Raw genomic sequence first — 26083 nt, forward strand, 5'->3', positions numbered from 1 at the left:
GGCGGGTCAGCGCGCCAGCGCCGTTCGCGCCGACCTGAGGGCCTGTTCGGCGTAGCCGCGGCCGAAGAGCACGGCGTGCACCAGGAGCGGGAAGAGCTGGTGCGGCCCGATGCGGTCCCTCCAGCCGTCGGCGAGCGGCGCCTCCTGCTGATACCCCTCCAGTACCCGGTCCAGGTGGGGGCAGCCGAAGAGGTGGAGCATCGCGAGGTCGGTCTCGCGGTGGCCGCCGTGCGCGGCCGGGTCGATCAGCCACACCCGGCCGTCGCCGCCCCACAGCACGTTGCCGTTCCACAGATCGCCGTGCAGCCGGGCCGGTGGTTCGGCCGGGCCGGCCAGCTCCGGCAGCCGCCCGCAGAGCTCTTCGACGACGACGGCCTCGGCGGGACGTACGGTGCCGGCGTCGACCGCCAGGCGCAGGTAGGGCAGCACCCGGTGCTGGGCGTACCAGTCGGGCCAGTCGCCACCCTCGGTGTTGCGCATGGGGGCGCGTCCGATGTACGCGTCCTCGGGGCCGCAGGGCGGTGGGGCACCGAACGCGGGGGCGCCACAGGCGTGCAGGGCGGCCAGGTCCCGGCCGAACCGGTCGGCGGCAGCCGCGCTCGGGCGTCCCTCGGGAACCAGGTCGATCACCAGCCATCGCGGATCGTCCCCGTGGACGGCCGGGACCTGGACCGCTCGGGCCTCGGCCAGCCAGCGCAGCCCCGCCGCCTCGGCCCGCACCGTGCCGGGGCCCTCGCCCCGCTTGACCACCACCGCGTGCCCGTCCGCCAGGGTGACTTCGGTCAGCGGGCCGGACAGCGGGCGCACGGTGCGCACCGGACGCCCGGTGAGTCGCGCCGCCACGGCACCGGGCCCCTCGTCGCCGATGGGTGTCGGGCGGCGGCTCATTTCGTACCGCCGAACCAGGCCTCGGCGAGCGCGGTCGGCGTGCCGAGGGCGGGGGCGTCACGTTCACGCAGGTGCCAGGGAATGGTGAGGTGCATGTGCAGCAGTGTGTACCCGAGCAGGCCGCCCATGGGAGAGATCCGGCCGTACGCCTGGACGCCTGTTCCTCCCCGTTTCGTGCATCGGGCAAGCTCACCCTCACTGAGGTGTGGCACCGGTGAAACATTTCAGCCATGTATTGACATGCGGAAGAGACAGTTCGTAGCTTGGGCGATTATTTAGATTCGTGAAGCGAGTTCACGAATATGAACGGAGAGTGCCCATGGGCGATCGCCGACGACGTCGCCGCCTCACTGCCGTCATCACTGTCGCAGGGCTGGCGTTCACCACAGCCGCCTGTGGCTCCGGTTCCGACAGTGCCGGCAGCGCGGGCCCGAACACGCTGGAGGTGTGGACCCGGAGCGACCCTCCCTCCGCCGCCACCTACGACCGCGTGTTCGCCGCCTTCACCAAGAAGACCGGCATCAAGGTCGACTACCAGCCGGTCGTCAACTTCGACCAGCAGCTCCAGAGCCGGGCGTCCACCAAGGACCTGCCCGACGTCATGATCAACGACACCGCCCTGATGGGCAGCTACCAGAGGCAGGGTCTGCTCAAGCCCGTCGATCCCAAGTCGATCGCGGGCAGCGACCAGATCAGCGGCAAGAGCTGGTCGTCCACGGTGGGCCTGGACGGCAAGCACTACGGCATCCCCTACTCCCGCCAGGCCATGACCCTGATGATCCGCAAGGACTGGCTGCACAAGCTCGGCCTGAAGGCGCCCACCACCTGGCAGCAGATGCTCACCGTCGCCGAGGCCTTCGCCACCGAGGACCCCGACGGCGACGGCAAGGCCGACACCTACGGCATGGTCGTCCCCGGCAGCGCCCAGAACGGCTACGCCGCCTGGTGGGGCGCCAGCTACCTCTGGCAGGGCGGCGCGAAGATCATCCAAGCGGACGGCGACGGCCGCTACCGCCCGGCCATGGACTCGGCGGCGGCCGTGCGCACCGTCACCTGGATGAAGGACAACCTCTTCTGCGGTGACAACGGTGTCATCCAGCCGGGAGCGGTCACGGCCATCACCGGCACCGCAACCAACTTCCAGGACGGCAACGCCGGCATGTACCTCACCGGCCCCTACAACATGGCCACGTTCGACGGCACGGTCGGCAAGGGCAAGTACGAGGTCGTGGCCGCCCCCGCCGGTCCGGCAGGGTCCGACGTGCTGGCCGAGGGCGAGAACGTCTACTTCGGCGCCAAGACCGGCAAGACGAAGCAGGAGCAGGCCCTGGGCGCCTTCCTCGTCTCCCCCGAGGGCCAGAAGATCGCCATGGCCGACGACGCCGGCCACCAGCCCGTCGTGCGTATCCCCGCCAACTCCACGCTGGACGCCGCGAAGGTGCACCACGACGCCCGCTGGGACGTCGTGCAGAAGGCCTACGAGCACGCCTCGGAGCAGTTCCCGAACGCGCTCGACTTCGCCCCCATCAAGCAGGACACCGCGGACACCCTCAACGCGATCTTCACGTACTGCGGCAGCGACGTCAGTTCGAGCCTCAAGGAACTCAACGACACCCTCGCCGGTGACCTCAAGGACCAGGACCTGTTGAAATGACCGCTACCGTGACACCGCCCGTGGCGCGCAGAGCCCGGGTCCTCAGCAAGAAGGCCGTCCTGCCCTGGGTGTTCCTCGCCCCGGGGCTGCTGATCGCCCTGGTCTTCAAGTTCCTGCCCATGGGCAAGGGCGTCTGGCTGAGCTTCTTCGACGTGCGGCCCTTCCTAGGGGACAAGTGGGTCGGCCTCGACAACTACACCCGGGTCCTGACCGACCACCGCTTCCAGGACGCCATCGGCCACACCCTCCTCCTCGGTCTCGGCCAGTCCCTCGGCGCGATCGTCGTCGGCTTCCTGCTGGCGCTGCTCCTCGAAGGCCAGGCACGGTCCCTGAAGATCATGCGTACGGCCGTCTTCCTGCCGGTGGTCACCGCGACCGCCGTGGTCGGCGAGATGTGGCGGCTGCTGTACTACCCGACCTCCGACGGTCTGATCAACCACGGCCTCAGCTTCCTCGGCCTCGGGCCCACGCAGTTCCTCGACAACCCGAACACCGCGCTGTGGGCCACGATGGTCATGAGCATCTGGATGCTCGCCCCCTACAACATGGTCATCATCCTCGCCGGACTCGCCGGCGTGGACCGGACCCTGTACGAGGCCGCCGCGATGGACGGCGTCTCGCTGTGGCAGCGGCTGCGGCACGTGACACTGCCCGCGATCCGCCCCGCCCTGAGCATCGTCCTCACCCTCGCCGCGATCCGCGGACTGCGCGTGTTCACCGAGGTGTACGTCCTCACCGGAGGCGGCCCGGCCGGGTCCACCGAGGTCTGGATGACCCGCGCCTACACGCTCGGCTTCACCCGCAACGACATCGGCGGCGCCTCCGCGGCCTCCGTGGTGCTGCTCTGCGTGACCCTGCTGCTGACCGTCACGGTCAACTACTTCCGCAAGAGGGGAGACGTCCGATGAGCGCCCCCGCCATCGACCCCGTCCGGGCATCGGCCCCGGCCGCCGGGAAGGGCACGTCCGCCGAGTCCCGGCGCGCCACCCCCGCACGCTTCGACACCGCGCTCGGCTGGAGCGACCGGCCGGGCGTCTCCTGGGGTCTGCGGATCCTGCTGTGCGCGATCGCGCTCGGCGTCTTCGCGGCGCCGTTCCTGACGATCCTCTCCGGCGCCTTCACCACGCACGCCAGCGGCTCCTCGCTGTCCTTCCTCCCGCACCACAGCACGCTGCAGAACTTCGAGGTCGCGGGTGAGCGCGGGATCTGGGACTACTTCGGCAACTCGCTGTTCATCGCGGGCGGCGCGCTGCTGCTGCAGCTCGCGGTGTCGGTGCTCGCCGCGTACGCGCTGGCCCGGCACAGGTTCCGTGGCCAGGCGCTGGTCCTGACCCTGTTCATGCTGACGATGATGCTGCCCGAGGAGGTCATCGCGATCCCGCTGTCCCTGGTCCTCGGTCACGTTCCGGTGGTCGGCCTGGATCTGAAGGGCACCGTCTGGGGCGTGATCCTGCCGCTCGGCGCCTGGGGCTTCTCCGTGATGCTCCTGACCGAGTTCATGAAGGACATCCCCACCGAGATCGAGGAGGCCGCCCGGCTCGACGGTGTGGGCGAGTTCAGGATGCTGTGGCAGGTCGTCCTGCCGCTGTGCAAGCCCGCCCTCGGAGTGGCCGGCGTGCTCGGCTTCGTGATGATCTGGGACCAGTACCTGCTGCCCCTGATCGCCTCCAAGGACCCCACCGACTACACGGTCACCGTCGCCCTGTCCATCCTGCGCACCGACCCCCAGGTCGGCTCCGGGGTGGTGCTCGCCGGTGCGGTCATCGCCCTCGTGCCCAGTCTGATCGTCTATCTGCTCCTCCAGCGCTCGCTGGTCTCCGGCATCGCGGCCGGGGCCACCAAGGGCTGATCCCGCTGTCCCACCCCCCACACACACTTGTAGTCACGAGGGAGACATGAAGTTCCACGGAGTGCTGTTCTTTCCGGTCACGCCGTTCGCGGCGGACGGGTCGTTGGACGAGGGACTGCTCGCCCAGCACATCGAGGCCGGTGTGGCCGCGGGCGCGGGCGGTGTGTTCGTCGCCTGCGGCACCGGCGAGTTCCACGCTCTGACGTCCGACGAGATCGAGCGGGCCACGCGGGTCGCGGCCCGGACGACCGCGGGCCGGGTGCCGGTCCTGGCCGCCGCGGGCGGCCCCACGCCGGTCGCCCGCGACCAGGCCGCCCGCGTCGAACAGGCGGGCGCCGACGGCATCCTGTTGCTGCCGCCGTATCTGGTGAGCGCCCCGCAGCGGGGGCTGGTGCGCTACGTCGAGGAGGTCACCGCCGCCTCCCGCCTGCCCGTCGTGTTCTACCAGCGCGGCACGGCCCTGCTCACCGAGGCCACGGCCGCCGAGCTCGCCGCTCTGCCGAACGTCGTCGGCCTCAAGGACGGCGTCGGTGACATCGAGCGGATGCAGCGCATCGTCCGCGCGGTGCGCGCGGTACCGGGCGGGGCGGACTTCCAGTTCTTCAACGGCCTGCCCACCGCCGAGATGACCGCGCCGGCCTACCGCGGTATCGGCGTCGACCTGTACTCCTCCGCGGTGTTCGCCTTCGCCCCGGAGATCGCCCTGGCCTTCCACCGCGCGCTCGCCGACGGCGACGAGACTCTCGTCAACACGCTGCTCGACGAGTTCTACGGCCCCCTCGTCGCCCTGCGTGACGAGGTCCCCGGCTACTCCGTGTCCCTCGTCAAGGCCGGGGTGGCGCTGCGCGGCCTGGACGTGGGCGGGGTACGGGCACCTCTGCTGGACCCGACGCCGGAGCACATCGCCCGGCTCGCGAAGCTCGTCGACCACGGCCTGGAGGTGATCGCCGTATGAGCACCGCAGGTGACACGAGGATCCGCGAACTGATCATCACCCCGATCGCCTTCGGCGACCCGCCGCTGCTCAACTCCAACGGAGTCCATGAGCCCCTCGCACTGCGGGTGATCCTGCAACTCGTGCTGGAGGACGGCACGGTGGGGCTCGGCGAGTCGACCGGTGGCACCGTACGGCTGGAGCGACTTCAGGCGGCGGCGCAGGTGGTCGTCGGGATGGACGTCTTCGACACGACGGCCGTCACGGCCGCGATCGACGCCGCCCTGCTGCCGACCGTGCCCAGCTCCCACGAACGGGGCTGGACCACGTCCGCGGTGGAGGTGGCCTGCCTCGACGCGCAGGGCAAGCTGCTCGGGCGTCCGGTCAGCGACCTGCTCGGGGGCGCGGTCCGCGACTCGGTGCCGTTCGCCGCGTACCTCTTCTACAAGTGGGCCGAGCACCCCGCCCTCGACGGCCGCGCGGCCGTCGGCGACGACTGGGGCGAGGCCCTGGACCCGGCCGGCGTCGTCGAGCAGGCGCGGCTGATGCAGGAGCGGTACGGTTTCCGGTCGTTCAAGCTCAAGGGCGGGGTCTTCCCGCCCGACGAGGAGATCGCCGCGATGAGGGCGCTGGCAAAGGCCTTCCCCGGACAGCCGCTGCGTCTGGACCCCAACACGGCCTGGACGGTGGAGACTTCGAAGTACGTGGCTCGCGAACTGGCCGACGTACTGGAGTACTTGGAGGACCCGACCCAGGGCATCCCCGGTATGGCGGAGGTCGCGAGGGACTCACCGCTGCCGCTGGCGACCAACATGTGCGTGGTCGCCTGGGAGCATCTGAGGCCCGGCATCGAGCAGAACGCGATCCAGGTCCTGCTGACCGACCACCACTACTGGGGCGGGCTGCGCCGCACCCGTGAACTGGCCGCCGTCTGCGAGGCGTTCGGGCTGGCGCTGTCCATGCACTCCAACTCGCACCTCGGCATCAGCCTCGCCGCCATGACCCATGTGGCCGCCGCCATCCCGAACCTGGACCACTCCTGCGACACGCACTACCCGTGGAACTCGGCGGACGACGTGATCGTCCCCGGCGCGCTGGAGTTGCGCGACGGCGCCGTCAAGGTCCCCACCGGCCCGGGTCTCGGGGTGGAACTGGACCACGACGCCCTGGAGCGGCAGCACCGGGTGTACGTGGATTCCGGGATGCGCGGCCGTGACGACACCGGATACATGCGGCGGATCCAGCCGGAGTACGAGCTCAGGCTCCCGCGCTGGTGAGGGGGTGCAGGTGCCGTCGGCCCGGGGCGGCGGTCCCGGGCCGACGCCGCCGCGTCTGCTGGTGGTGCGTCAGCGAAGGGTGAGCGGGGTCTCGTAGGCGAGACGGGAGAGCTTCTCCGGGTTGCGGACGTAGTAGAGACCGGTGATGCGGGCGTCCTCGACCTGGATGGCCATGACGCCGTCGATCTCGCCGTCCAGACGTACCAGGAGTGCTGGGCTGCCGTTGACCACGGTGGGAGCGACGGTGACCGGGCGCTTGTTCTTGCCGAGACCACCGACCATGAAGCGGGCCACCTTCTCGGCGCCGGTGATCGGTCGCAGTGCGGCCTGCTTGATGCCGCCGCCGTCGCCCATGAGGACGACCTCGGGGGCGAGCACGTCGAGCAGGTCCTGCGGGTCCCCGGTCTCGAGTACGCGCCGGAACGCCTCCAGAGCCGCCCGGGTCTCGCTCGCGGAGACCACCTCGCGCGGTCGACGGGCCTCGACATGCCGACGGGCACGGTGGGCGATCTGGCGGACGGCCGCGGGGCTCTTGTCGACGGCGGCCGCGATCTCGTCGTAGCTGACGTCGAAGGCCTCGCGCAGCACGAAGACGGCGCGCTCGGTCGGCGACAGCGTTTCCAGGACGAGCATGAGCGCCATCGACACGCTCTCGGCGAGCTCCACGTCCTCGGCCACGTCCGGCGCGGTGAGCAGCGGCTCGGGCAGCCATTGGCCGACGTACGACTCCTTGCGGCGAGTCAGGGAACGCAGCCGGTTGAGCGCCTGCCGGGTCGTGATCCGGACCAGGTAGGCGCGCTGGTCGCGGACCTCCTCCAAGTCGACCTTGACCCATCTCAGCCAGGTTTCCTGGAGGACGTCTTCCGCGTCGGCCGCGGATCCGAGCATTTCGTAGGCGACGGTGAAGAGCAGGTTGCGGTGGGCGACGAAGGTCTCGGTCGCCGGGTCGGTGGCGTGGTCGCTCATCTGTCGATCCCTTTCCTGGGGGCCACTGGCCGGTGAAAGCCTGAAAGCCGAAGCGGCCCCACGCGACGCAGAGCGCGAGCGCCGAGCAGGCCGCGTTCAGCATCACGAACGTGAAGGGGCCGAGGCGGCCATGGGTGATCATCGCCCTCCGCCGCCGGCAGAACCCAGCAGACGGCGGAAACCGGCACCATGACCGGTGCGATGTGGACAACGGCGGGCAGGGTCAGGCCGACAGCGGCCGGCAGTCCGGCGAGGGCGGCCCGGTGTTCGCGCTGAAGGTCCGCGTGCGCCACAGAGCGAGGTTCACGGGTTCGTCCGTTGCTCAGAGCGTGACCTTCTGTCCGGCGGTGGCCCGCGCCTCACCGTGCTCGGCCTCCAGCAACTGCCGGCGCTTGGCCCCTCCCGAGACGCGGTGCAAGCTGTACGAACCGGGCTTGCGTGCCTCGCCCGCCAGATGCTTGACGATGCCCGTGCACACGAACTCCTTGATTTTCGCGCCAGGGCGACCATCGATGTGGAACCACACCGCCACGTCGTTCCGGTGGGCGAACTGGAACATGCCGGCGCGTCGGCCCAGGCTGATGCACTGTCCGGCGAACACCTGGTTGAGGGGCGAGGGCAGCTCACCCGCGATCCGGCTGAGCACGGTGTCGGCGGCCCGCGCGCCCAACGGCATCGCGGCCTGGCAGCTCATCCGCAGGGGCAGGTTCGACGGTGCCGCCGAGTCGCCGGCCGCGACGATGCGTACGTCGTCCACGCTCGTCAGGGTCTCGTCCGTGAGCAGGCGGCCCAGGGCGTCGGTGCTCAGCCCGCTGCGGGCTGCCAGGTCCGGCACGCCGAATCCGGCGGTCCAGACGGTCACCGCGCTCGGCAGCTCGCGGCCGCCACTGAGCCGGACGGCGTCGCGCGTCACAGCCGTCACGGTCGCGTCGGGGCCTTCGAGCACGGTCACCCCCAGTTCGGCGAACCGCTCGGCCACCGCGCGTCGGCCCCGACGGTGGAGGTACGGGCCGAGTACCTCTCCGCAGACCAGGGTCACGGTGCGGCCCTGCTCCGCCAGTTCGGCGGCGGTCTCGATGCCGGCCGGGCCGGCGCCGACGACCGTCACCGCGGCCGTGGCGGGCGCGGCGTCGAGGACCGGCCGCAGCCGCCGCGCCTCCTCGAATGTGGCGATCGGGTAGGCGAACTCGGCCGCCCCGGGGACAGTCGGGTCGGCGCTGCCACTGCCCACCGCGTAGACCAGGTAGTCGTAGGTGACCGTGCCGCCCGTCGCCAGCCGCACCGCGCGCTCGGCCGCGTCGATGCGTGTCACGGTGTCGACCACCAGCCGGACGCCGTCGGCCAGGACCTCCCGGTAGTCGACGACCGCGTCGTGCGAACCGGCCACCAGCTGGTGCAGGCGGATCCGCTCGACGAAGGTCGGGCGCGGGTTGATCAGAGTCACCGTCACGCCCTCGCGCCGAGTCAGGCGATCGGCCGCCATGACGCCGGCGTATCCGCCACCGATCACGACCACGTCGACGTTCTCCGTCATACCGGTGTTCTCCGTCATGGTGTCTCCTTCGGCTGCAGGGGTTCGGCCTCAAGACACCGCCGGTGCGACCGCCGTGACAGCCTGTGAGGCAGATCACTCCCCGCGCTACCGAGGGGGTGTCGCTAGCGTGCGGTTCATGGATCTGCGACCTGTACCGTCCGTGCGGCACTTCGACCACTGTCCGTGGCTGTTCGCCGGGGAGGCGAGCGAGGATCAGCGCTCGGCCCAGCGAGAACGGCAACAGTCGATAGGCGGGGACACTGAGATCGGCGAGTGGTGCTACGTCGCCGAGTCGGCGGCGGTGTTCCCGGACCGGCTGCGGCTCGGGGAGGGCTCGTACATCGCCGCCCACGCCTATGTGACCGGGGAGTTGACCGCCGGTGAGGACTGCACGCTCAACCCGTTCACGACCGTGCGTGGTGCCGTGGTGCTGGGCAGCGGGGTCCGGATCGGGGCGCACACCTCACTCCTCGGCTTCAACCACTCCATGGCTCCCGACCGCCCGGTCTTCCAACAGCCCCTCACCAGCCGGGGCATCAGGATCGGGGACGACGTGTGGATCGGCTCGCACGTGGTCGTGGTGGACGGGGTGGCCATCGGCGACCACTGTGTGATCGGTGCCGGAGCGGTGGTGACCAGGGACCTGCCGGCCTGGGCGGTGGCCGCCGGGAACCCGGCCCGTCATATCCGCGACCGACGGGACGGCGGGGCGAGCCGCGACCGGCACGACACCGGACCGAACCGTGTCGGCCGTACCGCGTCGAGCAGCCTCGCCGGTCACGAGCTGACCCGTTTCGCCGACATCGTCCGTGCCCAGGCCCCCGACCTCCTCGCCCGCAGCTGGGACGGTGACCGTTACGTCGACCGTCCCGGTGAAGTGCCCACCGTTCGGGCCCACTGCGACGCCGTGGAGATCGCCGACCTGCTCCTGGGATCGGCGCCCGAGCAGCTCACGGCCGACGAGCACAGGGGACGCCTGGCCGCGCTCCAGGATCCGCGCACCGGGCTGGTGCCGGAGTTCGGCGAGAACCTGTCGGAGGACGGCTTCCCTCGGGCGGGCGCGGCGCTGTACCACGTCCTCTGTGTCGGCTACGCACTCGACCTGCTGGGCTCCTCCCTGCCCCATCCGGTGCGCGCAGTACAGAAGATGACTGCTCGTCACCTCGTCGGCCGACTGGACGAGTTGCCCTGGCGTGACGAGGCGTGGGGCGCCGGTGCCTGGGTGGATGCCTGGGCCACCGCCGCCCACTGGAACCTGCGGCGTTCCGAGGACGGGAGTGGGGACGGGGGTATGGAACCCGGCGCGGTGGAGGCGCTGTTCGGGTGGCTGCTCGACCGCGCGGATCCGTGGACCGGGATGTGGGGCACCCCCTCGCCCGAGGCGGGCCGGTTGCAGGTGGTCAACGGCTACTACCGGCTGACGCGCGGCTCGTTCGCCCAGTTCGGGTTGCCGGTGCCGCACCCGGAACGGGTCGTGGACGCGGTCCTGGACCACGCCCGCGACGCGCGGTACTTCGGCGCGGGCCAGGAGAACGCCTGCAACGTCCTGGACGTCGCCCACCCCCTGTGGCTGTGCACCCGTCGGCTCGAGGCGGACGGCGGCCACGGCTACCGTACGGCCGAGATCCGCGCCTGGGCCGAGCGGCAGCTGGAGACGGCCCTCTCCCGCTGGCAGGACGGCCGGGGCTTCGGGTTCGGTCCCGGCGTCTCGGGCCCGGGCCCTGAACCCGGCCTCCAGGGCACCGAGATGTGGCTGGCGATCATCTGGCTCCTGGCCGACCTGCTGGGCCGCTCCGACGAACTCGGCTACCGCCCACGTGGCATCCACCGCCCCGAGCCGGCCCGACGGGGCACCGGGAGACAGGCTCACGGCTGACGGCGCCGCAGGTGCCGAGAGCACGGCCGCTGAGCCCTGACGACAGAAAGAAAGCGTGAGAACGATGGCTGGGACCACCACGGTCTACCTGCTCTGGCATGTGCACCACCGCGCCGAAGAGGACGGCGGGATCCGGCACTTCACCGAACCCGACGACTTCTGGTCCGACGAGGAGGCCGGTGACGACGTCAAACTCCTCGGCACCTATTCGAGCCGCGAGGCCGCGCTGATGCGCATCGAGAGGGCCCGCAGGCTCCCCGGGTTCGCCGACGAACCCGACTGCTTCTCCATCCAGGAGTCCGTCCTCGACGAGGACGAGTGGACCGAGGGGTATGTGGAGGGGTAGCAAGGGCGCGGGTCGTCTCGCCCTCGGACGGAGCGGTGACCGGGACAGAGGAGAGCACGTGGACCAAGTCGGGGAGCAGGCCGTGCTGGTGACCGGCGGCAGTGGTTTCGTCGGCAGCCATCTGGTGCGGCGGCTGTTGGAGCGGGGCCACCGCGTCCACGCCACCGTACGCGGCGTCAGACACCCGGCGAAGGTGCGCCCGCTGTGGGACATGCGGCGGGCGTTTCCCGGCCGGCTGACCCTGTTCGAGGCGGACCTGCTGCGGGAGGGGTCCTTCGACGAGGCGATGACCGGCTGCCGGGTGGTCTTCCATGTGGCGTCGCCGTTCTTCATGCCGGAGAAGATCAAGGACGGCCGCCGGGACATGGTCGATCCCGCGCTGCTCGGCACCCGCAACGTGCTGGCGAGCGTGGAGCGGACCCCGACGGTCGAACGGCTGGTGTTCACCTCCACCGTAGGCGCGATCTTCGGCGACTACGCCGACGTTCTGGAGATGGACGGCCAGGTGCTGTCGGAGAAGTACGTCAACACCACCAGCACGGTGGAGAACAACCCGTACCACTACGCGAAGACGGTCGCGGAACAGGCCGCCTGGGAGGCGGAGGCGGCCCAGGACCGCTGGCGCATGGTGTCCGTGAACCCGGGCCTGATCCTGGGCCCTTCGCTCGCGCCCGCCTCGGAGTCGGGCAGCCTGTACCTCCTTGAGGAACTGTTCAAGGGCTACTTCTTCTACGGCGCCCCGGACTTCAGCTTCACGACGGCGGACGTACGGGACGTGGCCGACGCGCACATCGCGGCCGCGGAGCACGCCGACGCGAAGGGCCGCTACATCGTCGCGGCGCCGACGATGACGTCCTTCCACGAGATGGCACGCGTCATCCGCACCCGGTACCCCCGTGATCCGCGCCTGCCCCGAACCACCCTCCCGCACTGGCCGGTGCGGATCCTGGGCCCGGCCTTCGGGCTCACCCAGGACTACATCCGTAAGCACCTCGGCATCCGGTTCCGGGTGGACAACAGCAGGAGCGTGCGCGAACTGGGCCTCAGCTACCGCCCGATCGAGGAGACTGTGCTCGATCACTACGAGGCGTGGCGACACCGCACCGGCAGGAGATGACGCATTCATGCCCCCTGAAAGCACATAGGGATGAAGGTCACAGCAACCTATCGGACATTTGGCACCTCAATCTTCACACTAGTCACACAAGTTGGCTAAGTTAGTTCGTGGATCACACGACTCCCTCCGGCGAACCCGCCGAGTCGCGTACCCCAGCACGGAAGGAGTACGGCCCCCATGGCGCCGGAACGAACCTCGCGCCCCGGTGGAAACGGTCTCCCGGGTATGCGCAACTCCGCGCTGGCGACGGCGGCCCTCACCTCGGTGGCCCTGCTCTCGCAGACCGCGGGCGCGGCGGCCGCCACGGGAGACGACGCGCCGAGCCGCGACGAGGTGCAGCAGCGGGTCAACAGCCTCTACGACCGCGCCGAGAGCGACACGGGGAACTACAACGCGACCCGCGCGGCGGCGATCCCGCGCCAGCGGAGCAGCGCGCCCGCGAGCGCGGGGCGTCGCGGCGCGGCTCCGGACACCGACAGCGCCCGTGAGCCCGCCGCTCCCGCGCTCGGTGACGTCGCCCGGCAGTGGTTCGATGTGGCCCGTGCCAAGCTGGGCCCGACCGTCCCGGCCGCTCTGCCACGCGACCGGACGCCGCCCCGTCCGGCCCGGGCGCCGCAGGCCCGGCCGTCCCGCCCGGCGGAGCCGCCGACGAACGCCCTCGCCCTCGAAGGACCGAAGACGGCCGACCGGGCCGTCCCGGAGCTGACCGCCGGGTCCGCGTCCGAGCTGACCTCCAGACCCGTTCCGGCGCTGCCGAGCGCGCCCGAGCCCGCGCAGGATGCCCCCGGAGCGCTGTCCGCGGCGTCCACCGCGCCCGCCACCGACGCCGGGTCGTCGCCGTTGCGGGCCACCAAGCAGCGCAACCAGCAAAAGCTCACCCAGGCCCGCGAGTTGCTGGCCACCCATCGCGCCGCACATCTCGGCACGCAGCTCCCGGCGATCGAGTCCCGCCCCGCCGAGGACACCTGGCCCGCCCCCGCGGAAGCGGCCCCGGACCAGACCGGCACCCACTGGCAGCTCTTCCCGCAGGCCGCCGACCTCACGCCGGACGCGTCCGCCAACCCGAGCTATCCGCAATCCGCGGAGCTGCCGGTCACGGCCGCCCCGACGTTCACCAGCCCCCTTCCCGCCGGCACGGCCGCCACGCCCACTCCGGGCCTCCCGGCCGACCAGACCTTCACACCGTCACATGGCGTGCCGGTGCCCCCGGCCCTCGGCCTGCCCACCGCCCCGACCTCCACGCCGCCGCACGGCGTGCCAGTGACCCCGGCCCCCGCGTACGCCACGAACCTGACGACCACCCCGGGCCTCCCGGCCGACCCGACCTCCACGCCCCCGCACGGCGTGCCAGTGACCCCGGCCCCCGCGTACGCCACGAACCTGGCGACCACCCCGGGCCTCCCGGCCGACCCGACCTCCACGCCCCCGCACGGCGTGCCGGTGACCCCGGCCCCTGCGTTCGCCACGAACCTGGCGACCACTCCGGCCCCCACGCTCGCCCCGGGCCTCCCGGCGAACCCGACCTCCACGCCGCCACACGGCGTGCCGGTGACCCCGGCCCCCGGCCTGCCCACCGCCGCGGCGCCCGCGTACGCCGCGAACCCGGCCGCCTTCGCCCCCACCCCGAGCACGGTCGCCACCCCGGCCCCCGCGTACGCCGCCGGCCCGCCGACCGACCAGACTTTCGCGCCCGGCCTTCCCGTGACCCCGGTCGCCGCGTACGCCGCCGCGGCACCCGCCGCCCCTGCCCCTGCCCCTGTCGCGCCCGTTCCGGCCGCCCAGGCGCCGGACGCCGGGTACGACCTCAAGGCCGCCAAGGTGGTCGCCTTCGCCCGCGCCCAGATCGGCAGACCGTGCGTGTGGGGCGCTGCCGGGCCGGGTTCGTACGACGCGGCCGGACTGACCCAGGCGTCCTGGAAGGCCGCCGGGGTCGGACTCCCGCGCACCGCGCAGGGACAGGCGACCGCCGGCATGGCGGTCCCCCTCGACGAGGCCCGGGCCGGGGACCTGATCTTCTTCTTCGACGACCTCAGTCACGTGGGCCTCTTCATCGGCAACGGCACGATGATCCACGCGCCGGGCCCGGGGGCGTACATCCGCGAGGAGTCCGTCTTCCACGCCGGCGAGGCGGCGATCCGCGGCGCGGTGCGCCCCGCCTGAGTCCGGGCGCCGCAAGGGCGCCGCACCCGTCACCTCGGCCGGGCCGCGCACGGTTCACTTCGACCGTGCACGGCCCGGCCCACCGCTTCTCGATCGCTGCCGGTCTCCGCCACGCGCCGCCCTGCGGGCCCGCTGCCCCGCCGCCGTGCAGGACGGGACGGGCTCGACATCCGGCAGAGCGGGCAGTGCGTCCGCCTCCGCCAGACCATGGCCGGTACACCGTTCGCCGGCACGGGCGACGCGACGCCGACCCCAGGCCGTGGCGCGGCGGCCCAAGGCGCCTCAGGCCGTGGCGTGACGGCCCAGGAGACACCAGGCCGTGGCGCGGCGCCCCAGGCCCCCCACCCCACTCACGCACACCTCTGGACGCCCCTCTCTGCCTGACCTAGGGTGCACAGCAAGCGCTTTCTGGCCTGACCATGCCAATGCGCGCACACCGTCTTCCCCGCACCCCGGCCACCCTTCGACCGTCCATGCGCTCGGCTCCGCCGCCGGCCCGCACCCTCAGCCGTCCGCGCGCCGGCGCGGAAAGGCAGCGTCTCGTGCCGCACCACGAACCGCAGGTCCCGCCGCAGCCGCCCACCCGCAAGTCGTTCCTGCGCGGCATGGCCGCCGTCGGAGTCGCTCCACTGCTCCCGGCCGCCCTGCCCGCCGTCGCCGAGGCCGCACCGTCGGGGCGCCCGGCGTTCCCGCTGGCCCGGGACGGCGCCGCCGTCGACGTCTTCGTGGACGCGGCGGACGACCCCGCCGTGATCCGCGCCGCCGGCGACCTCCAGGCGGACGTGGAGCGAGTCACCGGCGTCCGCCCCCTGCTGCGGCACGCCCTGCCCGACCGCGCGGGACTCCTGGTCGTGGTGGGCACCCTGGGAGCGAGCCCGGTGGTCGACCGGCTGGTCGCCGAGCGGCGCCTGGACGTCTCCGGGGTGAAGGGGCGCTGGGAGGCGTCGGTGACCCAGGTGGTGGACCGTCCGCTGCCCGGAGTGAGCCGCGCCCTGGTGATCGCCGGAAGTGACCGGCGCGGCACGGTCTACGGCGTCTACGACACCTCGGAGCGCATCGGGGTCTCGCCCTGGTACTGGTGGGCCGACGTCCCCGTCGAACACCGCGACACGGTGACCGTGCCCGCGGGCCCCCTCAAGCGGCGGGAGCCGTCGGTCCGTTACCGAGGCGTCTTCATCAACGACGAGCAGAACCTGACCACCTGGTCCCAGCGGACCCAGGAGCCGGACAAGAACATCGGCCCCGAGACGTACAAACGGGTCTTCGAACTGCTGCTGCGTCTGAAGGCCAACTATCTGTGGCCCGCCATGCATCCGTACTCGGACTTCTTCAACAAGTACCGGGACAACCCCGACCTCGCGGACCGGTACGGCATCGTCGTCGGCTCCAGCCACCCCGAGGCCCTGCTGCGCAACGGCGTCCACGAGTGGGACCCGTGGGCCGCGGAGCACCGGGGCCCGGACGGCGGACTGCCGGTGTACGACTACACGGTGAACCCCGGCGTCATCTCGGACTACTGGAGAGCCCGGGCGACACAGAACGCGACCTACGAGAGCAGTTGGACGCTCGGCATGCGCGGCCTGCACGACAGCGCGCTGGAGACGAAGCACGCCACCACCGTCCCGGAGAAGGTGGCGGTGATGAACGAGATCATCGCCGACCAGCGCCGGATCCTCACCGAGGAGGTCGGTGCGGAGGCCGAGCCGCAGATCTTCATCCCGTACAAGGAAGTGCTGGAGCTGTACAACGCGGGCGTGCGGGTCCCCGAGGACGTCACGCTGATCTGGCCGGACGACAACCACGGCAACATGCGCCAGCTGCCGAACGAGGCGGAGCGGGATCGGCCGGGCGGCAACGGCATCTACTACCACCTCTCCTACTGGGGTCGTCCGCGCAGCTACCTGTGGCTGGACACCACCCAGATCGCCAAGGTCTGGCAGGAGTTACGCCGGGTGTACGAGCACGGCGTCGACCGGATGTGGATCTTCAACGTGGGTGACCTCAAGTCGATCGAGACCGGCCTGTCCTTCGCCATGGACGTGGCCTGGGACGTGGACCGGTGGAGCGCCGACACCGTCGAGGACTTCCTGGCGGAGTGGTACGGGCGGCAGTTCGGGCGGCGCCACGCGCGGGAGATATCCGCCGTCCGGACCGAGTACTACCGCCTCGCGGGCGAGCGGCGACCGGAGTTCATCGACCGCCAGATGTTCTCCGTCGTGCACCACGGCGACGAGGCGGGACGCCGCCTGGCGGCCCACGAACGGCTGCTGGCACGGGCTCGGGCGCTGGGCGCCGAGCTGCCCGAGGCCTACCGGGACGCCTTCTACGAGCTCGTCGAATACCCGGTGCACGGCGCGTACTTGATGAACCTGAAGTACTACTGGGCGGACCGCAACGCCCTTGCGGTCCGGCAGGGGCGCGGGGCGGGGACCAACCGTTTCGCGGAGCTGGCCGAGGCCGCCCACGCCGAAGAGGCGGCGATCACCAGGCGGTACAACACCGAGGTGGCGGGCGGGAAGTGGGACGGGATCGTCAACCCGTACCCCTCGCAGATCCCGAAGGCACCGGGCCGGCCTGCCGTCACCCGGATCACCCGGCAGGAGACCTCCGGCCTGGGCGTGGCCGCCGAGGGCAACGAGACCGGGGCCAACCGGCCGCTGTCCTTCTCCTCGTTCACCCGCGACCGGCGTTTCGTGGACGTCTTCAACACCGGTTTCCTGACGCTGGACTGGAGCGCCGAGGCCAGTCACCCCTGGGTGCGGCTGAGTACGGCGGGTGGCTCGCTGACCGAGCAGACCCGGGTGTGGGTGGAGGTGGACTGGGCGCGGGTGCCGGAGGGAACGCACAGCGCCACGGTGACCGTCGCCGGCGCCGGGCAGCGGGTCGAGGTGCCGCTGCGCGTGGTCAACGACGGGGAACGGGCGCGCCGTCGGGCCCGGGGGTTCGTCGAGGCCCACGGATACGTGTCGATCGACGCCGCGCACACCGAGCGGCGGGTGGCGCGCGGCGGGGCCCGCTGGCGGACCGTGCGCGGGCTGGGCCGTCGCGGGGGTGCCGTGGAGGCGGTTCCGTCGACCGCGGCGCCGATCACCGGGGACTTCCCGAGCCGGGCCCCCGAACTGCGGTACCGGGTGCGGTTCGCGAGTGCGGGAAGTTTCGCCGTGACGGTGTTCCGGCTGCCCTCCCTGGACGAGCGTGGGCTGCGCCGGGTGGCGGTCGCCCTCGACGACCAGCCGGCCACCGTGCTGTCCGGTCAGGCGGTCGCCACCGGCAACCGGGGGGACGCCTGGGCCCGCAACGTCGAGGAGGGCGTGGAGAAGCTGACCACCACCGTGACCGTCGGCGAACCCGGCGAGCACGTCCTGCGGCTGTTCATGGTGGACGCGGCGATCGCCGTGGACCAGATCGTGGTGGACACCGGTGGGCTTCCGGCCACCTACCTCGCGCCACCGGAGAGCTACCACCCGGTGTTCAACCCGGACCCCGGGTACGCGCCGGGCGTGGACGCTCCCGCCCAGTAGGGCGCAGCGCGATCGAACCGGAACCATTCCTGGAGAGGTACGTCCCGTCGAAGGCCCGGGTGGGCCGCCGGTCCCCCGCGCCGGCGGCCCACCCGGAAGCTGCGGGGCCTCACACCGGGTGACGACCGCGGCCCGTTCCCCCCGCTTCCTGCGCGCAGGCGCCGTGTGCTGGAGTTACATCCGAGAACGTCGCTGTCGCGCAACTGGATTGTGGAACAGCGACAGGGCGCGCCGGTATGGGTACAACTACGTACCCGGACGGCCGGACACACGGAGAGGGACATGGCACAGGGGCTGGGCGGCGCCTACGAGCGCATGGTGTCGGTGGCTGTCGCGGCACTTCACGAGCGTGAACCCCGCCGGTTGTGGCCCCTGTTGGCGAACGCCCTGCCGGATCTGCTGGGCGCCGAGACCGTGATCTACAAACTGGACGACTGGAACGAGAGCGCGGGCACGGTCGGTGTGTCGCCGGCCGCCGCCGCGCGGTTCGGGCGGCTCGGGGACGAGGCCATGGGTCTGCTGCGCACGGGTTACCCCTTCGCCCGGCACTACGCGACCGGACCGGACCGGGCGCCCGTCACGGCGCGTCAGGCGGCCGGAGCGGCCTGGTCCGCCAGTGAGACCGCCCGGCTGATCGGCGACCTCCTGGACGCCGACCATGTCTTGGGGATTCCGCTGCCCCGGTCGGCCGCCCCGATCACCGGGTGCCTCGTCTACCGTCGTGGCCGGGACTTCTCCGACGACCACGTCCGGGTCGCCGAGCAGGTGCAGCCGCTGCTGGCGGCCGTCGAGCAGCAGCGGCAGCTTCTGGAACGCTGGCAGTTCCTGACCGCGGGCAACCTCGTCCGGGACGCTCCCGGGGAGCAGCCGGTCACGGACCTCGGTCTGACGCCCCGGGAGACGGCCGTGCTGGTCCTGCTCAGCGACGCCCTGACGGCGACCGCCATGGGCCGCCGCCTGGGCATTTCGGACCGTACGGTCCACAAGCACATCGCCAACGTCTACCGCAAGCTCGGCACGCACGACCGCATCAGCACGGTGCTGCGCGCTCAACGGCTCGGCCTCGTCCCCGCACCGTCGGGGGCTGCGTCGCACTGACCGGCGCCGAACCGTTCGGCTCGGCACGGTGGATCGGCGTCCCCGCGCCGGTCAGCGGTGCGCCGGTCCCGCCCCGCCGGGTCGCGACGATCTCCGCCGCGATGGACAACGCGGTCTCCTCCGGCGTACGGGCGTTCAGGTCGAGGCCGATCGGTGACCGCAGCCTGGCCAACTCCCGTTCGGTCAGGCCGACTTCGCGCAGCCGTCGGTTGCGGTCGAGGTGGGTGCGGCGGGAGCCCATCGCGCCGACGTAGGCGACCGGCAACCGCAGGGCATCGGTGAGCAGGGGTATGTCGAACTTGGCGTCGTGGGTGAGCACGCACAGCACCGTGCGCGCGTCGGTCGCGGTGGCCCGCAGATAGCGGTGCGGCCAGTCGATCACGATGTCGTCGGCCTCGGGGAAGCGGGCCGGGGTGGCGAAGACGGGCCGGGCGTCGCACACGGTCACGTGGTAGCCGAGGAATTTCCCGGCCCGCACGAGCGCCGCGGCGAAGTCGATCGCGCCGAAGACGATCATGCGGGGCGGCGGCACGCTCGACTCGACCAGCAGGGTCAGTCCGCCTGGGCAGTGCGGGCCGTCCGCCAGGTCGAGGGTGCCGGTCCGGCCGACTTCCAGCAGGGCCCTGGCCTCGGCGGCGACCGTGCCGTCCAGTGCCGCGGGGCCGCCGAGTCCGCCCTGGTGCGAGCCGTCGGCCCGCACCAGCAGAGCCGTGCCCTGGAGTTCGGCGGGTCCGCGCACCACCCGGGCGACGGCCGTCGGCTCACCTTCGGCGGCGGCCGCCAGCGCGGACCGGTACACCGGCCGGGCGGGGGCGCCCGCGCCAACCGGTGTGACCAGGATGTCGATGACTCCGCCGCAGGTCAGCCCCACCGCGAAGGCGTCCTCGTCGCTGTAGCCGAACTGTTCGAGGACCGTCTCGCCGGTGTGCAGGGCGCGTTCGCACAGGTCGTAGACCGCGCCCTCCACACAGCCGCCGGAGACCGAGCCGATCACCGTGCCCTCACTGTCGACGGCGAGGGCCGCGCCGGGGCCGCGCGGGGCGCTGCCGCCGACGGCCACCACGGTGGCGACGGCGAACTCCCGCCCCTCCTCGGCCCAGCGGTGCAGCTCCGCGGCGATGTCAAGCATGTCCGCCCGCCAGCAGGATGCGGTCGGGCCGGATCGGCAGGTCGCGGTGGCGTACGCCGGTCGCGTGCCAGACCGCGTTGGCGACGGCGGCCGCCGCGCCCACGATGCCGATCTCGCCGATGCCCTTGATGCCGACCGGGTCGTCCGGGTCGGGGTCGTCGACCCAGTCCGCCTCGATGGCCGGGACGTCCGCGTGCGCGGCGACGTGGTAGCCCGCGAGGTCGGCGCCGTAGTGGCCGCCGGAGGCCAGGTCCCGGACCCCCTCCTCGTGCAGGGCCATCGAGATGCCCCAGGTCATGCCGCCGACGAACTGGTTGCGGGCGGTGAGCGGGTTGACGATCCGGCCGGCCGCGAAGATGCCGAGCATCCGGCGCACCCGCACCTCGCCGGTGGCGGGGTCCACGGCGACCTCGGCGAACTGGGCGCCGAAGGAGTGCCGTTCCTTCTGCGCGAGGGCGCGGATGGCCTCCGTGGTGTCGGACCGTACGGTGATCCCCTCGGCCGGGATGTCGGCGCCGAGGGCGAGCCGCTCCCGCAGTTCCTTGGCGGCGGCCATGACCGCCCAGGCCCAGGAGCGGGTGCCCATGGAACCGCCGGCGATGAACGCGGGGCCGAGGTCGCTGTCGCCGATACGCACCCGGACACGTTCCGTCGTGGTCTCCAGGGCGTCGGCGGCGACCAGGGTGAGCGCGGTCCGGGCGCCGGTGCCGATGTCGGCGGCGTTGACCCGCACGGTGAAGGTGCCGTCCGCCTCCGCCGTCACGGCCGCCGTGGACGGGCCGGCACCCGCGGGGAAGGACGCGGCAGCCGTGCCGGTGCCCAGCAGCCAGCGCCCCTCGCGCCGCAGCCCGGGGCGCGGGTCGCGGTCCGCCCAGCCGAACCTGCGGGCGCCCTCCCGGAAACAGGCGATCACGTTGCGGCCGCTGAACGGCAGGCCGGACACCGGGCCCCGGTCGGGATCGTTGCGGGCGCGCAGTTCGATCGGGTCGAGGCCGCACTTCTCGGCGAGTTCGTCGATCGCCGACTCCAGCGCGAACGATCCCGGTGCCTCGCCCGGCGCACGCATCCAGGTCGGGGTCGGCACGTCGAGCCGTACGACCCGGTTGCCGGTGTGGTGGGCAGCGGCGTCGTACATCGTGCGGGACGGGGCGGCGGCCGACTCGATGAACTCGTGCACGGTGGAGGTGGCGCTCAGGGAGCGGTGCTCCAGCGCGCGCAGCCGTCCGTCGGCGTCGGCGCCGAGCCGCAGGCGCTGCCGGGTGGGGCTGCGGTAACCGGCCAGCGAGAACATCTGACGACGGGTCATGACGACCCGGACCGGACGCTGCAGCTCGGTCGCGGCCATCACGGCGGCCACCTGGTGGGCTCGGACACCCTTGCTGCCGAAGCCGCCGCCGACGTGTTCGGACCGCACCCGTACCGTGGCCGGGTCGAGCGAGAACAGGTTCGCCAGTTCGCTCGCCACCCAGGTGGTGCCCTGGTTGGAGTCGACGACCTCCAGCCGGCCGCCGTCCCACCGGGCGGTCGCGGCGTGCGGCTCCATCGGGTTGTGGTGCTCTTCCGGAGTCGTGTATTCCTCGTCCACGACCACCGCGGACGCGGCGAGTTCGGCGTCGAGATCGCCCTTCTCCGTCACCGCGGGCCCATGCGCGTCGAGCGCGTACGCGTCGGGGTGCTCGCCGGAGAACGTGACGTCGTGCGGCTCGGTCTCGTAGTGCACGACCAGCGCCTCGGCGGCCTCCCGGGCCTGCTCGGAGGTGTCGGCGACGACCAGCGCCACCGGCCAGCCCATGTGCGGCACCCGGTCGTGCTGGAAGACACCCACCGTCTGGTCCGGGGCGCCCAGCAGACCGACGTAGCCGGTGTCGACGCGTGGGGCGTTGCCGTGGTGCAGGACGGCGACCACGCCCGGCATGGCGAGGACGGGACCGTCCTCCACCGACCGGATCCGGCCACGGGCCACGGTCGACAACACCAGCCAGCCGTGGGCGAGTTCGGCGAACGGGATCTCGGCCGCGTACCGTGCGGCTCCGGTGACCTTGTCCCGGCCCTCGATACGGGTGTGTGCGGTGCCGACGGCGTTCTTGCGGGCCGTGGGGGCTGTGGTCATCGGGCGGCCTCCTCGGCGAGTTCGGTCAGGACGGCCACCACGAGGTTGCGCATGAGGGGCACCTTGTATCCGTTGTGCGGCAGTGTTTTCGCGGCGGCCAGTTCGGCGTCGGCCGCGGCGGCGAAGGTCGCGGCGTCGGCGGGCGCGCCGGTCAGCGCGCGTTCGGCCGCGCGGGCCCGCCACGGCCGGGAGGCGACCGCGCCGAACGCCAGCCGCACGTCCTGGACGACGCCGTCGTGGACGTCGAGCGCGGCGGCGATGGAGCCGATAGCGAAGGCGTACGAGGCGCGCTCGCGCACCTTGCGGTAGCGGGAGTGGGCGGCGACCGGGGCGGGCGGCAGGCTCACGCCGGTGATCAACGCGCCCGGCGGCAGCGCGGTCTCCAGGTGCGGGGTGTCACCCACCGGGAGGTAGAAGTCGGCGAGCGGCAACTCGCCGGGCCCGTCGGCTGTTTCGTACTCGACGACGGCGTCGAAGGCCGCCAGCGCCACGCCCATGTCGGAGGGGTGGGTGGCCACGCAGTGGTCGGAGGCGCCCAGGATCGCGTGGTTGTGGTGCTCGCCGGCGATCGCGGGGCAACCGCTGCCGGGGACACGCTTGTTGCAGGGCTTGGCCAGGTCGGCGAAGTAGCCGCAGCGGGTGCGCTGGAGCAGGTTGCCGCCGACGGTGGCCATGTTACGGAGCTGTCCTGAGGCGCCGGCCAGGACCGCCTGGGACAACGCCGGATAGCGGCGGCGGACCTCGGGGTGGGCGGCGAGGTCGCTGTTGGTGACGGTCGCGCCGATGCGCAGCCCGCCGTCCGCCGTCACCTCGATGTCGTCCAGGGGGAGTTCGCGGACGTCGACGAGCCGGGCGGGACGTTCCACGCCGGTCTTCATCAGGTCGACGAGGTTGGTGCCGCCGCCGAGGAAGCGGGCCCCCGGATCGGCGTCGAGCAGGGCGAGTGCGCCGGAGACGTCGTGCGCGCGCCGGTAGTCGAACTCCCTCATGCCGAAGCCTCCGTGGTCATGTTCCCGGCCGCGCGGGCGACCGCTTCGACGATCGAGACGTACGCGCCGCAGCGGCACAGGTTGCCGCTCATCCGCTCCCGGATCTCCTCGGCGCTCAGGGGTGGCGGCCCGGCCTCGGGACTGACGTCGTCGGTGGCGGCGCTCGGCCAGCCGGCCGCGTGTTCCTCGATCACCGCGACGGCCGAACAGATCTGACCCGGCGTGCAGTAGCCGCACTGATAGCCGTCGAGGTCGAGGAAGGCCTGCTGCACGGGGTGCAGTCGATCGCCTTCGGCCATGCCCTCGATGGTGGTGATCTCGCGTCCCTCGGCGGCCACGGCGAGCTGGAGGCAGGACACCGCCCGGCGGCCGTCGAGCAGGACGGTGCAGGCGCCGCACTGCCCCTGGTCGCAGCCCTTCTTGGTGCCGGTCAGGTCGAGGCGCTCGCGCAGGGCGTCCAGCAGGGTGGTGCGGTGATCCACGGACAGCGTGTGCTTCTCGCCGTTGATCTTCAAAGTGACGGCACTGTGTGTCGTCGCGGGGGGTGGGGCCATGATCAGTCTTCTTTCGCGTGTGTCCGGGGTGGGTCGGGGCGAGGTCCGACACCTGGAGTGCACTCAAACGGACAGCTGTCCGCAAGTACCGAACGTAGTGGGCGCTCGTCCGGTCAGCAAGGACGAGTTTCGGACGCGAGGCGCCAGGGCGCGAGGCGGCCCTTGCCGCCAGGATGCACGCTCGGACGCACGCGCCGAGCACGAACGTCTCGCCGGACCCGGGCCCCGATGTCACCCTGGGCCCGGTACACCGACGCCTGCCCGCGGAGGCGGACAACCCCCGCGGGCAGGCGATGACCCGTCAGGCAGTGGAGCAGGCGCTGCCGTTGAGGGTGAAGGCCGTCGGAGCCGTGTTGGTGGCCGACTTGGTGCCGATGAAACCGACGGTGACCGAGCCACCCGCGGAGATGGTGGACGTGTAGGAGGCGGGGGTCACGCTCACCGAGGCGCCGCTCTGGGTCGGGGTCCCGCCCCACATGGTGGAGACGGTCTGGCCGTCGGCGAAGCGGAAGGCGAGCTTCCAGCCACTGATGGCGGCGGTGCCGGTGTTGCGGATGACGATCTCGCCCTGGAAGCCGCCCTGCCATGCGCCGACGACGCGGTAGCCGACGGAGCAGGTCCCGGCGGGGGCGCTGCCGGTGGTCACGTTCACCGTGGCGGAGCGGGCCGAGCGGTTGCCGGCCGCGTCCCGGGCGTAGACGGCGAAGGTGTACGCGGTGCCGGCGGTGAGGCCGGTCACGGTCACGGAGGTGGTGGTCGAGGAGGCCACCTTGGTCTCGGTGGCGCCGCCGACCCGGACGACGTCGTAGCCGGTGACGCCGACGTCGTCGGTGGCGGCGGCCCAGGTGAGGGCGGCGGACGTGGCCGTCACCGCGGAGGCGGCCGGGGTGCCGGGAGCCGTCGGGGCCTGGGTGTCGCCCGGGTTGCCGCCGCCGAAGACGGTGGCTTCCCTGGAGGTCTGGGCGATGCCGTTGACGCCGTTGAAGACGCGCTGCCCCCAGGAGCTGAGCCGCTTGGGGTCGAAGTCGATCGCCAGGTCGAGGATCGGGTCGGTGTTGCCGCTCCAGGACCAGGCGAGGTAGCCGAGCTTCAACTGCTGGGCGGAGGCCATCATGGTGTCCTCGTCGGGGTCGCCCCACTGGTCGGCGGGACCGCCGAACTCGCCGATGAGGAGCGGCAGTTTCGCCTTGACGAAGGCGTTCAGATAGTCGGTGATCTCCGCCGCGGTGTCGAACACGCTGTACATGTGGATCGAGAAGATCAGGTTGCCGGTGGTGTCGGCCTCGTAGACGCTCTGGGCGTTGGCGCGCATGACGCCCTGCCAGTCCTGGCCCCAGTTGGGCGCGTCCACCATGATCGTGTGCTGGAATCCGGCGGCGCGCAGCTTCTTGACCGCGGCGGTCGTGGGGGCGGTCCAGCCCTCGGGGCCGGTGTTGCCCCAGGGCTCGTTGCCGATGTTGATGATGATGTAGTTCTCCTGGCCGGCCAGCACGTCCTTCAGGCCGATCCAGTAGTCCGCGGCCTGATCCAGCGTGCCGGCGGCGGCGTCCTCGCCGTAGCCGGTGGTGTCGTGCACCTCCAGGACGCAGATGAGCCGGTTGGCCTTGCACTGGGCGATGACGTCGGCCACGTCGGCGGCGCTGTTGGCGGTCCAGCGGTGGCCGTCGGCCAGGACGACGCGGACGGTGTTGGCGCCGAGCGCCTTGACGTCGGCCAGCGACTGCGTCTCGTTCGGGTACCAGGTGTGGGCGTGGTTGACGCCGCGCATGACGAAGTCGTTGCCGTTGCCTTCGACCAGCCGGCCGTCGCTGATGTGGAGGCCGGTGGCCTTGGTCGAGGGCGACTGCGCGTGTGCCTGCGCGTGCGCCACGGCCGGGCACAGGGCACCGAGGACGACGAGTCCGACGAGGGTCGCGAGGCCGGTCAACAGCCTGGTCAAGGGGTTGTCTCGTGTCGTGCTGCGTGGTGTTCTCACTGCGGCTCCAGGGGGTGAGCGCCAGGAACTCAGGCATCGACAGAAGTATGGGAGCGCTCCCATGAAGCCATTACGTCGAGTACACGTCAAGACTTGGCGCAGTCCG

Annotated in this window: 19 protein-coding genes; 11 read left to right on the plus strand and 8 right to left on the minus strand. The window is 71.9% G+C overall.

Going from position 1 to position 26083, the window contains the following annotated elements:
* Positions 1-6 precede the first annotated feature (6 nt).
* The gene (locus ABZ027_RS20380; RefSeq protein WP_356770179.1) at positions 7-888 is read right to left on the minus strand and encodes a fructosamine kinase family protein; all 882 of its coding nucleotides are present in this window, start codon (positions 886-888) and stop codon (positions 7-9) included.
* A gap of 319 nt (positions 889-1207) precedes the next feature.
* On the opposite strand from ABZ027_RS20380, the gene ABZ027_RS20385 reads away from it, so the two are divergent.
* The 5 genes from ABZ027_RS20385 to ABZ027_RS20405 are packed head-to-tail and all read left to right on the plus strand — an operon-like array spanning position 1208 to position 6602.
* Entirely contained in the window at positions 1208-2542 is a 1335-nt protein-coding gene (locus tag ABZ027_RS20385) for a sugar ABC transporter substrate-binding protein (RefSeq protein ID WP_356770181.1), read from the plus strand.
* Positions 2539-3450: a sugar ABC transporter permease gene (locus tag ABZ027_RS20390; RefSeq protein ID WP_356770183.1), complete on the plus strand. Its 912-nt coding sequence runs from the start codon at positions 2539-2541 to the stop codon at positions 3448-3450. The genes ABZ027_RS20385 and ABZ027_RS20390 overlap by 4 nt, the downstream gene beginning before the upstream one ends.
* Entirely contained in the window at positions 3447-4391 is a 945-nt protein-coding gene (locus tag ABZ027_RS20395) for a carbohydrate ABC transporter permease (protein WP_356770185.1), read from the plus strand. The genes ABZ027_RS20390 and ABZ027_RS20395 overlap by 4 nt, the downstream gene beginning before the upstream one ends.
* Before the next feature lie 46 nt (positions 4392-4437).
* On the plus strand, positions 4438-5346 hold the full coding sequence (locus tag ABZ027_RS20400; RefSeq protein WP_356770187.1) for a 5-dehydro-4-deoxyglucarate dehydratase: 909 nt from the start codon (positions 4438-4440) through the stop codon (positions 5344-5346).
* On the plus strand, positions 5343-6602 hold the full coding sequence (locus tag ABZ027_RS20405; RefSeq protein ID WP_356770189.1) for a glucarate dehydratase family protein: 1260 nt from the start codon (positions 5343-5345) through the stop codon (positions 6600-6602). The genes ABZ027_RS20400 and ABZ027_RS20405 overlap by 4 nt, the downstream gene beginning before the upstream one ends.
* 69 nt (positions 6603-6671) lie before the next feature.
* On the opposite strand, the gene ABZ027_RS20410 is transcribed toward ABZ027_RS20405, so the two are convergent.
* Positions 6672-7568: an RNA polymerase sigma-70 factor gene (locus ABZ027_RS20410; protein ID WP_356770191.1), complete on the minus strand. Its 897-nt coding sequence runs from the start codon at positions 7566-7568 to the stop codon at positions 6672-6674.
* Positions 7569-7890: 322 nt separating this feature from the next.
* Positions 7891-9102 carry an FAD-dependent oxidoreductase gene (locus tag ABZ027_RS20415; protein ID WP_356770304.1) on the minus strand — a complete coding sequence of 404 codons (1212 nt, stop codon included), beginning with the start codon at positions 9100-9102 and terminating at the stop codon, positions 7891-7893.
* A 136-nt stretch (positions 9103-9238) separates the two neighbouring features.
* Between ABZ027_RS20415 and ABZ027_RS20420 the strand changes: the two genes are divergently transcribed.
* The 6 genes from ABZ027_RS20420 to ABZ027_RS20445 all read left to right on the plus strand — a co-directional run bounded on the left by ABZ027_RS20420 (position 9239) and on the right by ABZ027_RS20445 (position 19220).
* Positions 9239-10978 (plus strand): acyltransferase, encoded by a 1740-nt coding sequence (locus ABZ027_RS20420; RefSeq protein WP_356770193.1) that lies wholly within the window; start codon positions 9239-9241, stop codon positions 10976-10978.
* Positions 10979-11042: 64 nt separating this feature from the next.
* Positions 11043-11324, plus strand: a complete 282-nt coding sequence (locus tag ABZ027_RS20425; RefSeq protein WP_356770195.1) for a hypothetical protein — start codon at positions 11043-11045, stop codon at positions 11322-11324.
* 58 nt (positions 11325-11382) lie between these two features.
* Positions 11383-12441 (plus strand): NAD-dependent epimerase/dehydratase family protein, encoded by a 1059-nt coding sequence (locus ABZ027_RS20430; protein WP_356770197.1) that lies wholly within the window; start codon positions 11383-11385, stop codon positions 12439-12441.
* Positions 12442-12618: 177 nt separating this feature from the next.
* On the plus strand, positions 12619-14601 hold the full coding sequence (locus tag ABZ027_RS20435) for an NlpC/P60 family protein (protein ID WP_356770199.1): 1983 nt from the start codon (positions 12619-12621) through the stop codon (positions 14599-14601).
* Between the two features lie 605 nt (positions 14602-15206).
* Positions 15207-18122 (plus strand): glycosyl hydrolase 115 family protein, encoded by a 2916-nt coding sequence (locus tag ABZ027_RS20440; protein WP_356770306.1) that lies wholly within the window; start codon positions 15207-15209, stop codon positions 18120-18122.
* A gap of 282 nt (positions 18123-18404) precedes the next feature.
* Positions 18405-19220: a LuxR C-terminal-related transcriptional regulator gene (locus tag ABZ027_RS20445; protein WP_356770201.1), complete on the plus strand. Its 816-nt coding sequence runs from the start codon at positions 18405-18407 to the stop codon at positions 19218-19220.
* Here ABZ027_RS20445 and ABZ027_RS20450 read toward each other — a convergent pair.
* The 5 genes from ABZ027_RS20450 to ABZ027_RS20470 form a co-directional block, all read right to left on the minus strand.
* Positions 19153-20349 (minus strand): XdhC/CoxI family protein, encoded by a 1197-nt coding sequence (locus ABZ027_RS20450; RefSeq protein WP_356770203.1) that lies wholly within the window; start codon positions 20347-20349, stop codon positions 19153-19155. The genes ABZ027_RS20445 and ABZ027_RS20450 overlap by 68 nt on opposite strands.
* Positions 20342-22459, minus strand: a complete 2118-nt coding sequence (locus ABZ027_RS20455; RefSeq protein ID WP_356770205.1) for a xanthine dehydrogenase family protein molybdopterin-binding subunit — start codon at positions 22457-22459, stop codon at positions 20342-20344. The genes ABZ027_RS20450 and ABZ027_RS20455 overlap by 8 nt, the downstream gene beginning before the upstream one ends.
* On the minus strand, positions 22456-23448 hold the full coding sequence (locus ABZ027_RS20460; protein WP_356770207.1) for a xanthine dehydrogenase family protein subunit M: 993 nt from the start codon (positions 23446-23448) through the stop codon (positions 22456-22458). Before ABZ027_RS20460 ends, ABZ027_RS20455 begins: the two co-directional genes overlap by 4 nt.
* Entirely contained in the window at positions 23445-24002 is a 558-nt protein-coding gene (locus ABZ027_RS20465; RefSeq protein WP_356770209.1) for a 2Fe-2S iron-sulfur cluster-binding protein, read from the minus strand. Before ABZ027_RS20465 ends, ABZ027_RS20460 begins: the two co-directional genes overlap by 4 nt.
* A 301-nt stretch (positions 24003-24303) precedes the next feature.
* Entirely contained in the window at positions 24304-25977 is a 1674-nt protein-coding gene (locus tag ABZ027_RS20470) for a cellulase family glycosylhydrolase (RefSeq protein WP_356770211.1), read from the minus strand.
* Positions 25978-26083 lie beyond the last annotated feature (106 nt).

The organism is Streptomyces sp. NPDC006332 (assembly GCF_040612855.1).
GTDB lineage: Bacteria > Actinomycetota > Actinomycetes > Streptomycetales > Streptomycetaceae > Streptomyces.

What these genes read in the sequence shown, in the direction of transcription:
- ABZ027_RS20380 (WP_356770179.1), bottom strand. Translation starts at nt 888, where the DNA reads ATGAGCCGCCGCCCGACACCCATCGGCGACGAGGGGCCCGGTGCCGTG.
- ABZ027_RS20385 (WP_356770181.1), top strand. Translation starts at nt 1,208, where the DNA reads ATGGGCGATCGCCGACGACGTCGCCGCCTCACTGCCGTCATCACTGTC.
- ABZ027_RS20390 (WP_356770183.1), top strand. Translation starts at nt 2,539, where the DNA reads ATGACCGCTACCGTGACACCGCCCGTGGCGCGCAGAGCCCGGGTCCTC.
- ABZ027_RS20395 (WP_356770185.1), top strand. Translation starts at nt 3,447, where the DNA reads ATGAGCGCCCCCGCCATCGACCCCGTCCGGGCATCGGCCCCGGCCGCC.
- ABZ027_RS20400 (WP_356770187.1), top strand. Translation starts at nt 4,438, where the DNA reads ATGAAGTTCCACGGAGTGCTGTTCTTTCCGGTCACGCCGTTCGCGGCG.
- ABZ027_RS20405 (WP_356770189.1), top strand. Translation starts at nt 5,343, where the DNA reads ATGAGCACCGCAGGTGACACGAGGATCCGCGAACTGATCATCACCCCG.
- ABZ027_RS20410 (WP_356770191.1), bottom strand. Translation starts at nt 7,568, where the DNA reads ATGAGCGACCACGCCACCGACCCGGCGACCGAGACCTTCGTCGCCCAC.
- ABZ027_RS20415 (WP_356770304.1), bottom strand. Translation starts at nt 9,102, where the DNA reads ATGACGGAGAACGTCGACGTGGTCGTGATCGGTGGCGGATACGCCGGC.
- ABZ027_RS20420 (WP_356770193.1), top strand. Translation starts at nt 9,239, where the DNA reads ATGGATCTGCGACCTGTACCGTCCGTGCGGCACTTCGACCACTGTCCG.
- ABZ027_RS20425 (WP_356770195.1), top strand. Translation starts at nt 11,043, where the DNA reads ATGGCTGGGACCACCACGGTCTACCTGCTCTGGCATGTGCACCACCGC.
- ABZ027_RS20435 (WP_356770199.1), top strand. Translation starts at nt 12,619, where the DNA reads ATGGCGCCGGAACGAACCTCGCGCCCCGGTGGAAACGGTCTCCCGGGT.
- ABZ027_RS20440 (WP_356770306.1), top strand. Translation starts at nt 15,207, where the DNA reads ATGGCCGCCGTCGGAGTCGCTCCACTGCTCCCGGCCGCCCTGCCCGCC.
- ABZ027_RS20445 (WP_356770201.1), top strand. Translation starts at nt 18,405, where the DNA reads ATGGCACAGGGGCTGGGCGGCGCCTACGAGCGCATGGTGTCGGTGGCT.
- ABZ027_RS20450 (WP_356770203.1), bottom strand. Translation starts at nt 20,349, where the DNA reads ATGCTTGACATCGCCGCGGAGCTGCACCGCTGGGCCGAGGAGGGGCGG.
- ABZ027_RS20455 (WP_356770205.1), bottom strand. Translation starts at nt 22,459, where the DNA reads ATGACCACAGCCCCCACGGCCCGCAAGAACGCCGTCGGCACCGCACAC.
- ABZ027_RS20460 (WP_356770207.1), bottom strand. Translation starts at nt 23,448, where the DNA reads ATGAGGGAGTTCGACTACCGGCGCGCGCACGACGTCTCCGGCGCACTC.
- ABZ027_RS20465 (WP_356770209.1), bottom strand. Translation starts at nt 24,002, where the DNA reads ATGGCCCCACCCCCCGCGACGACACACAGTGCCGTCACTTTGAAGATC.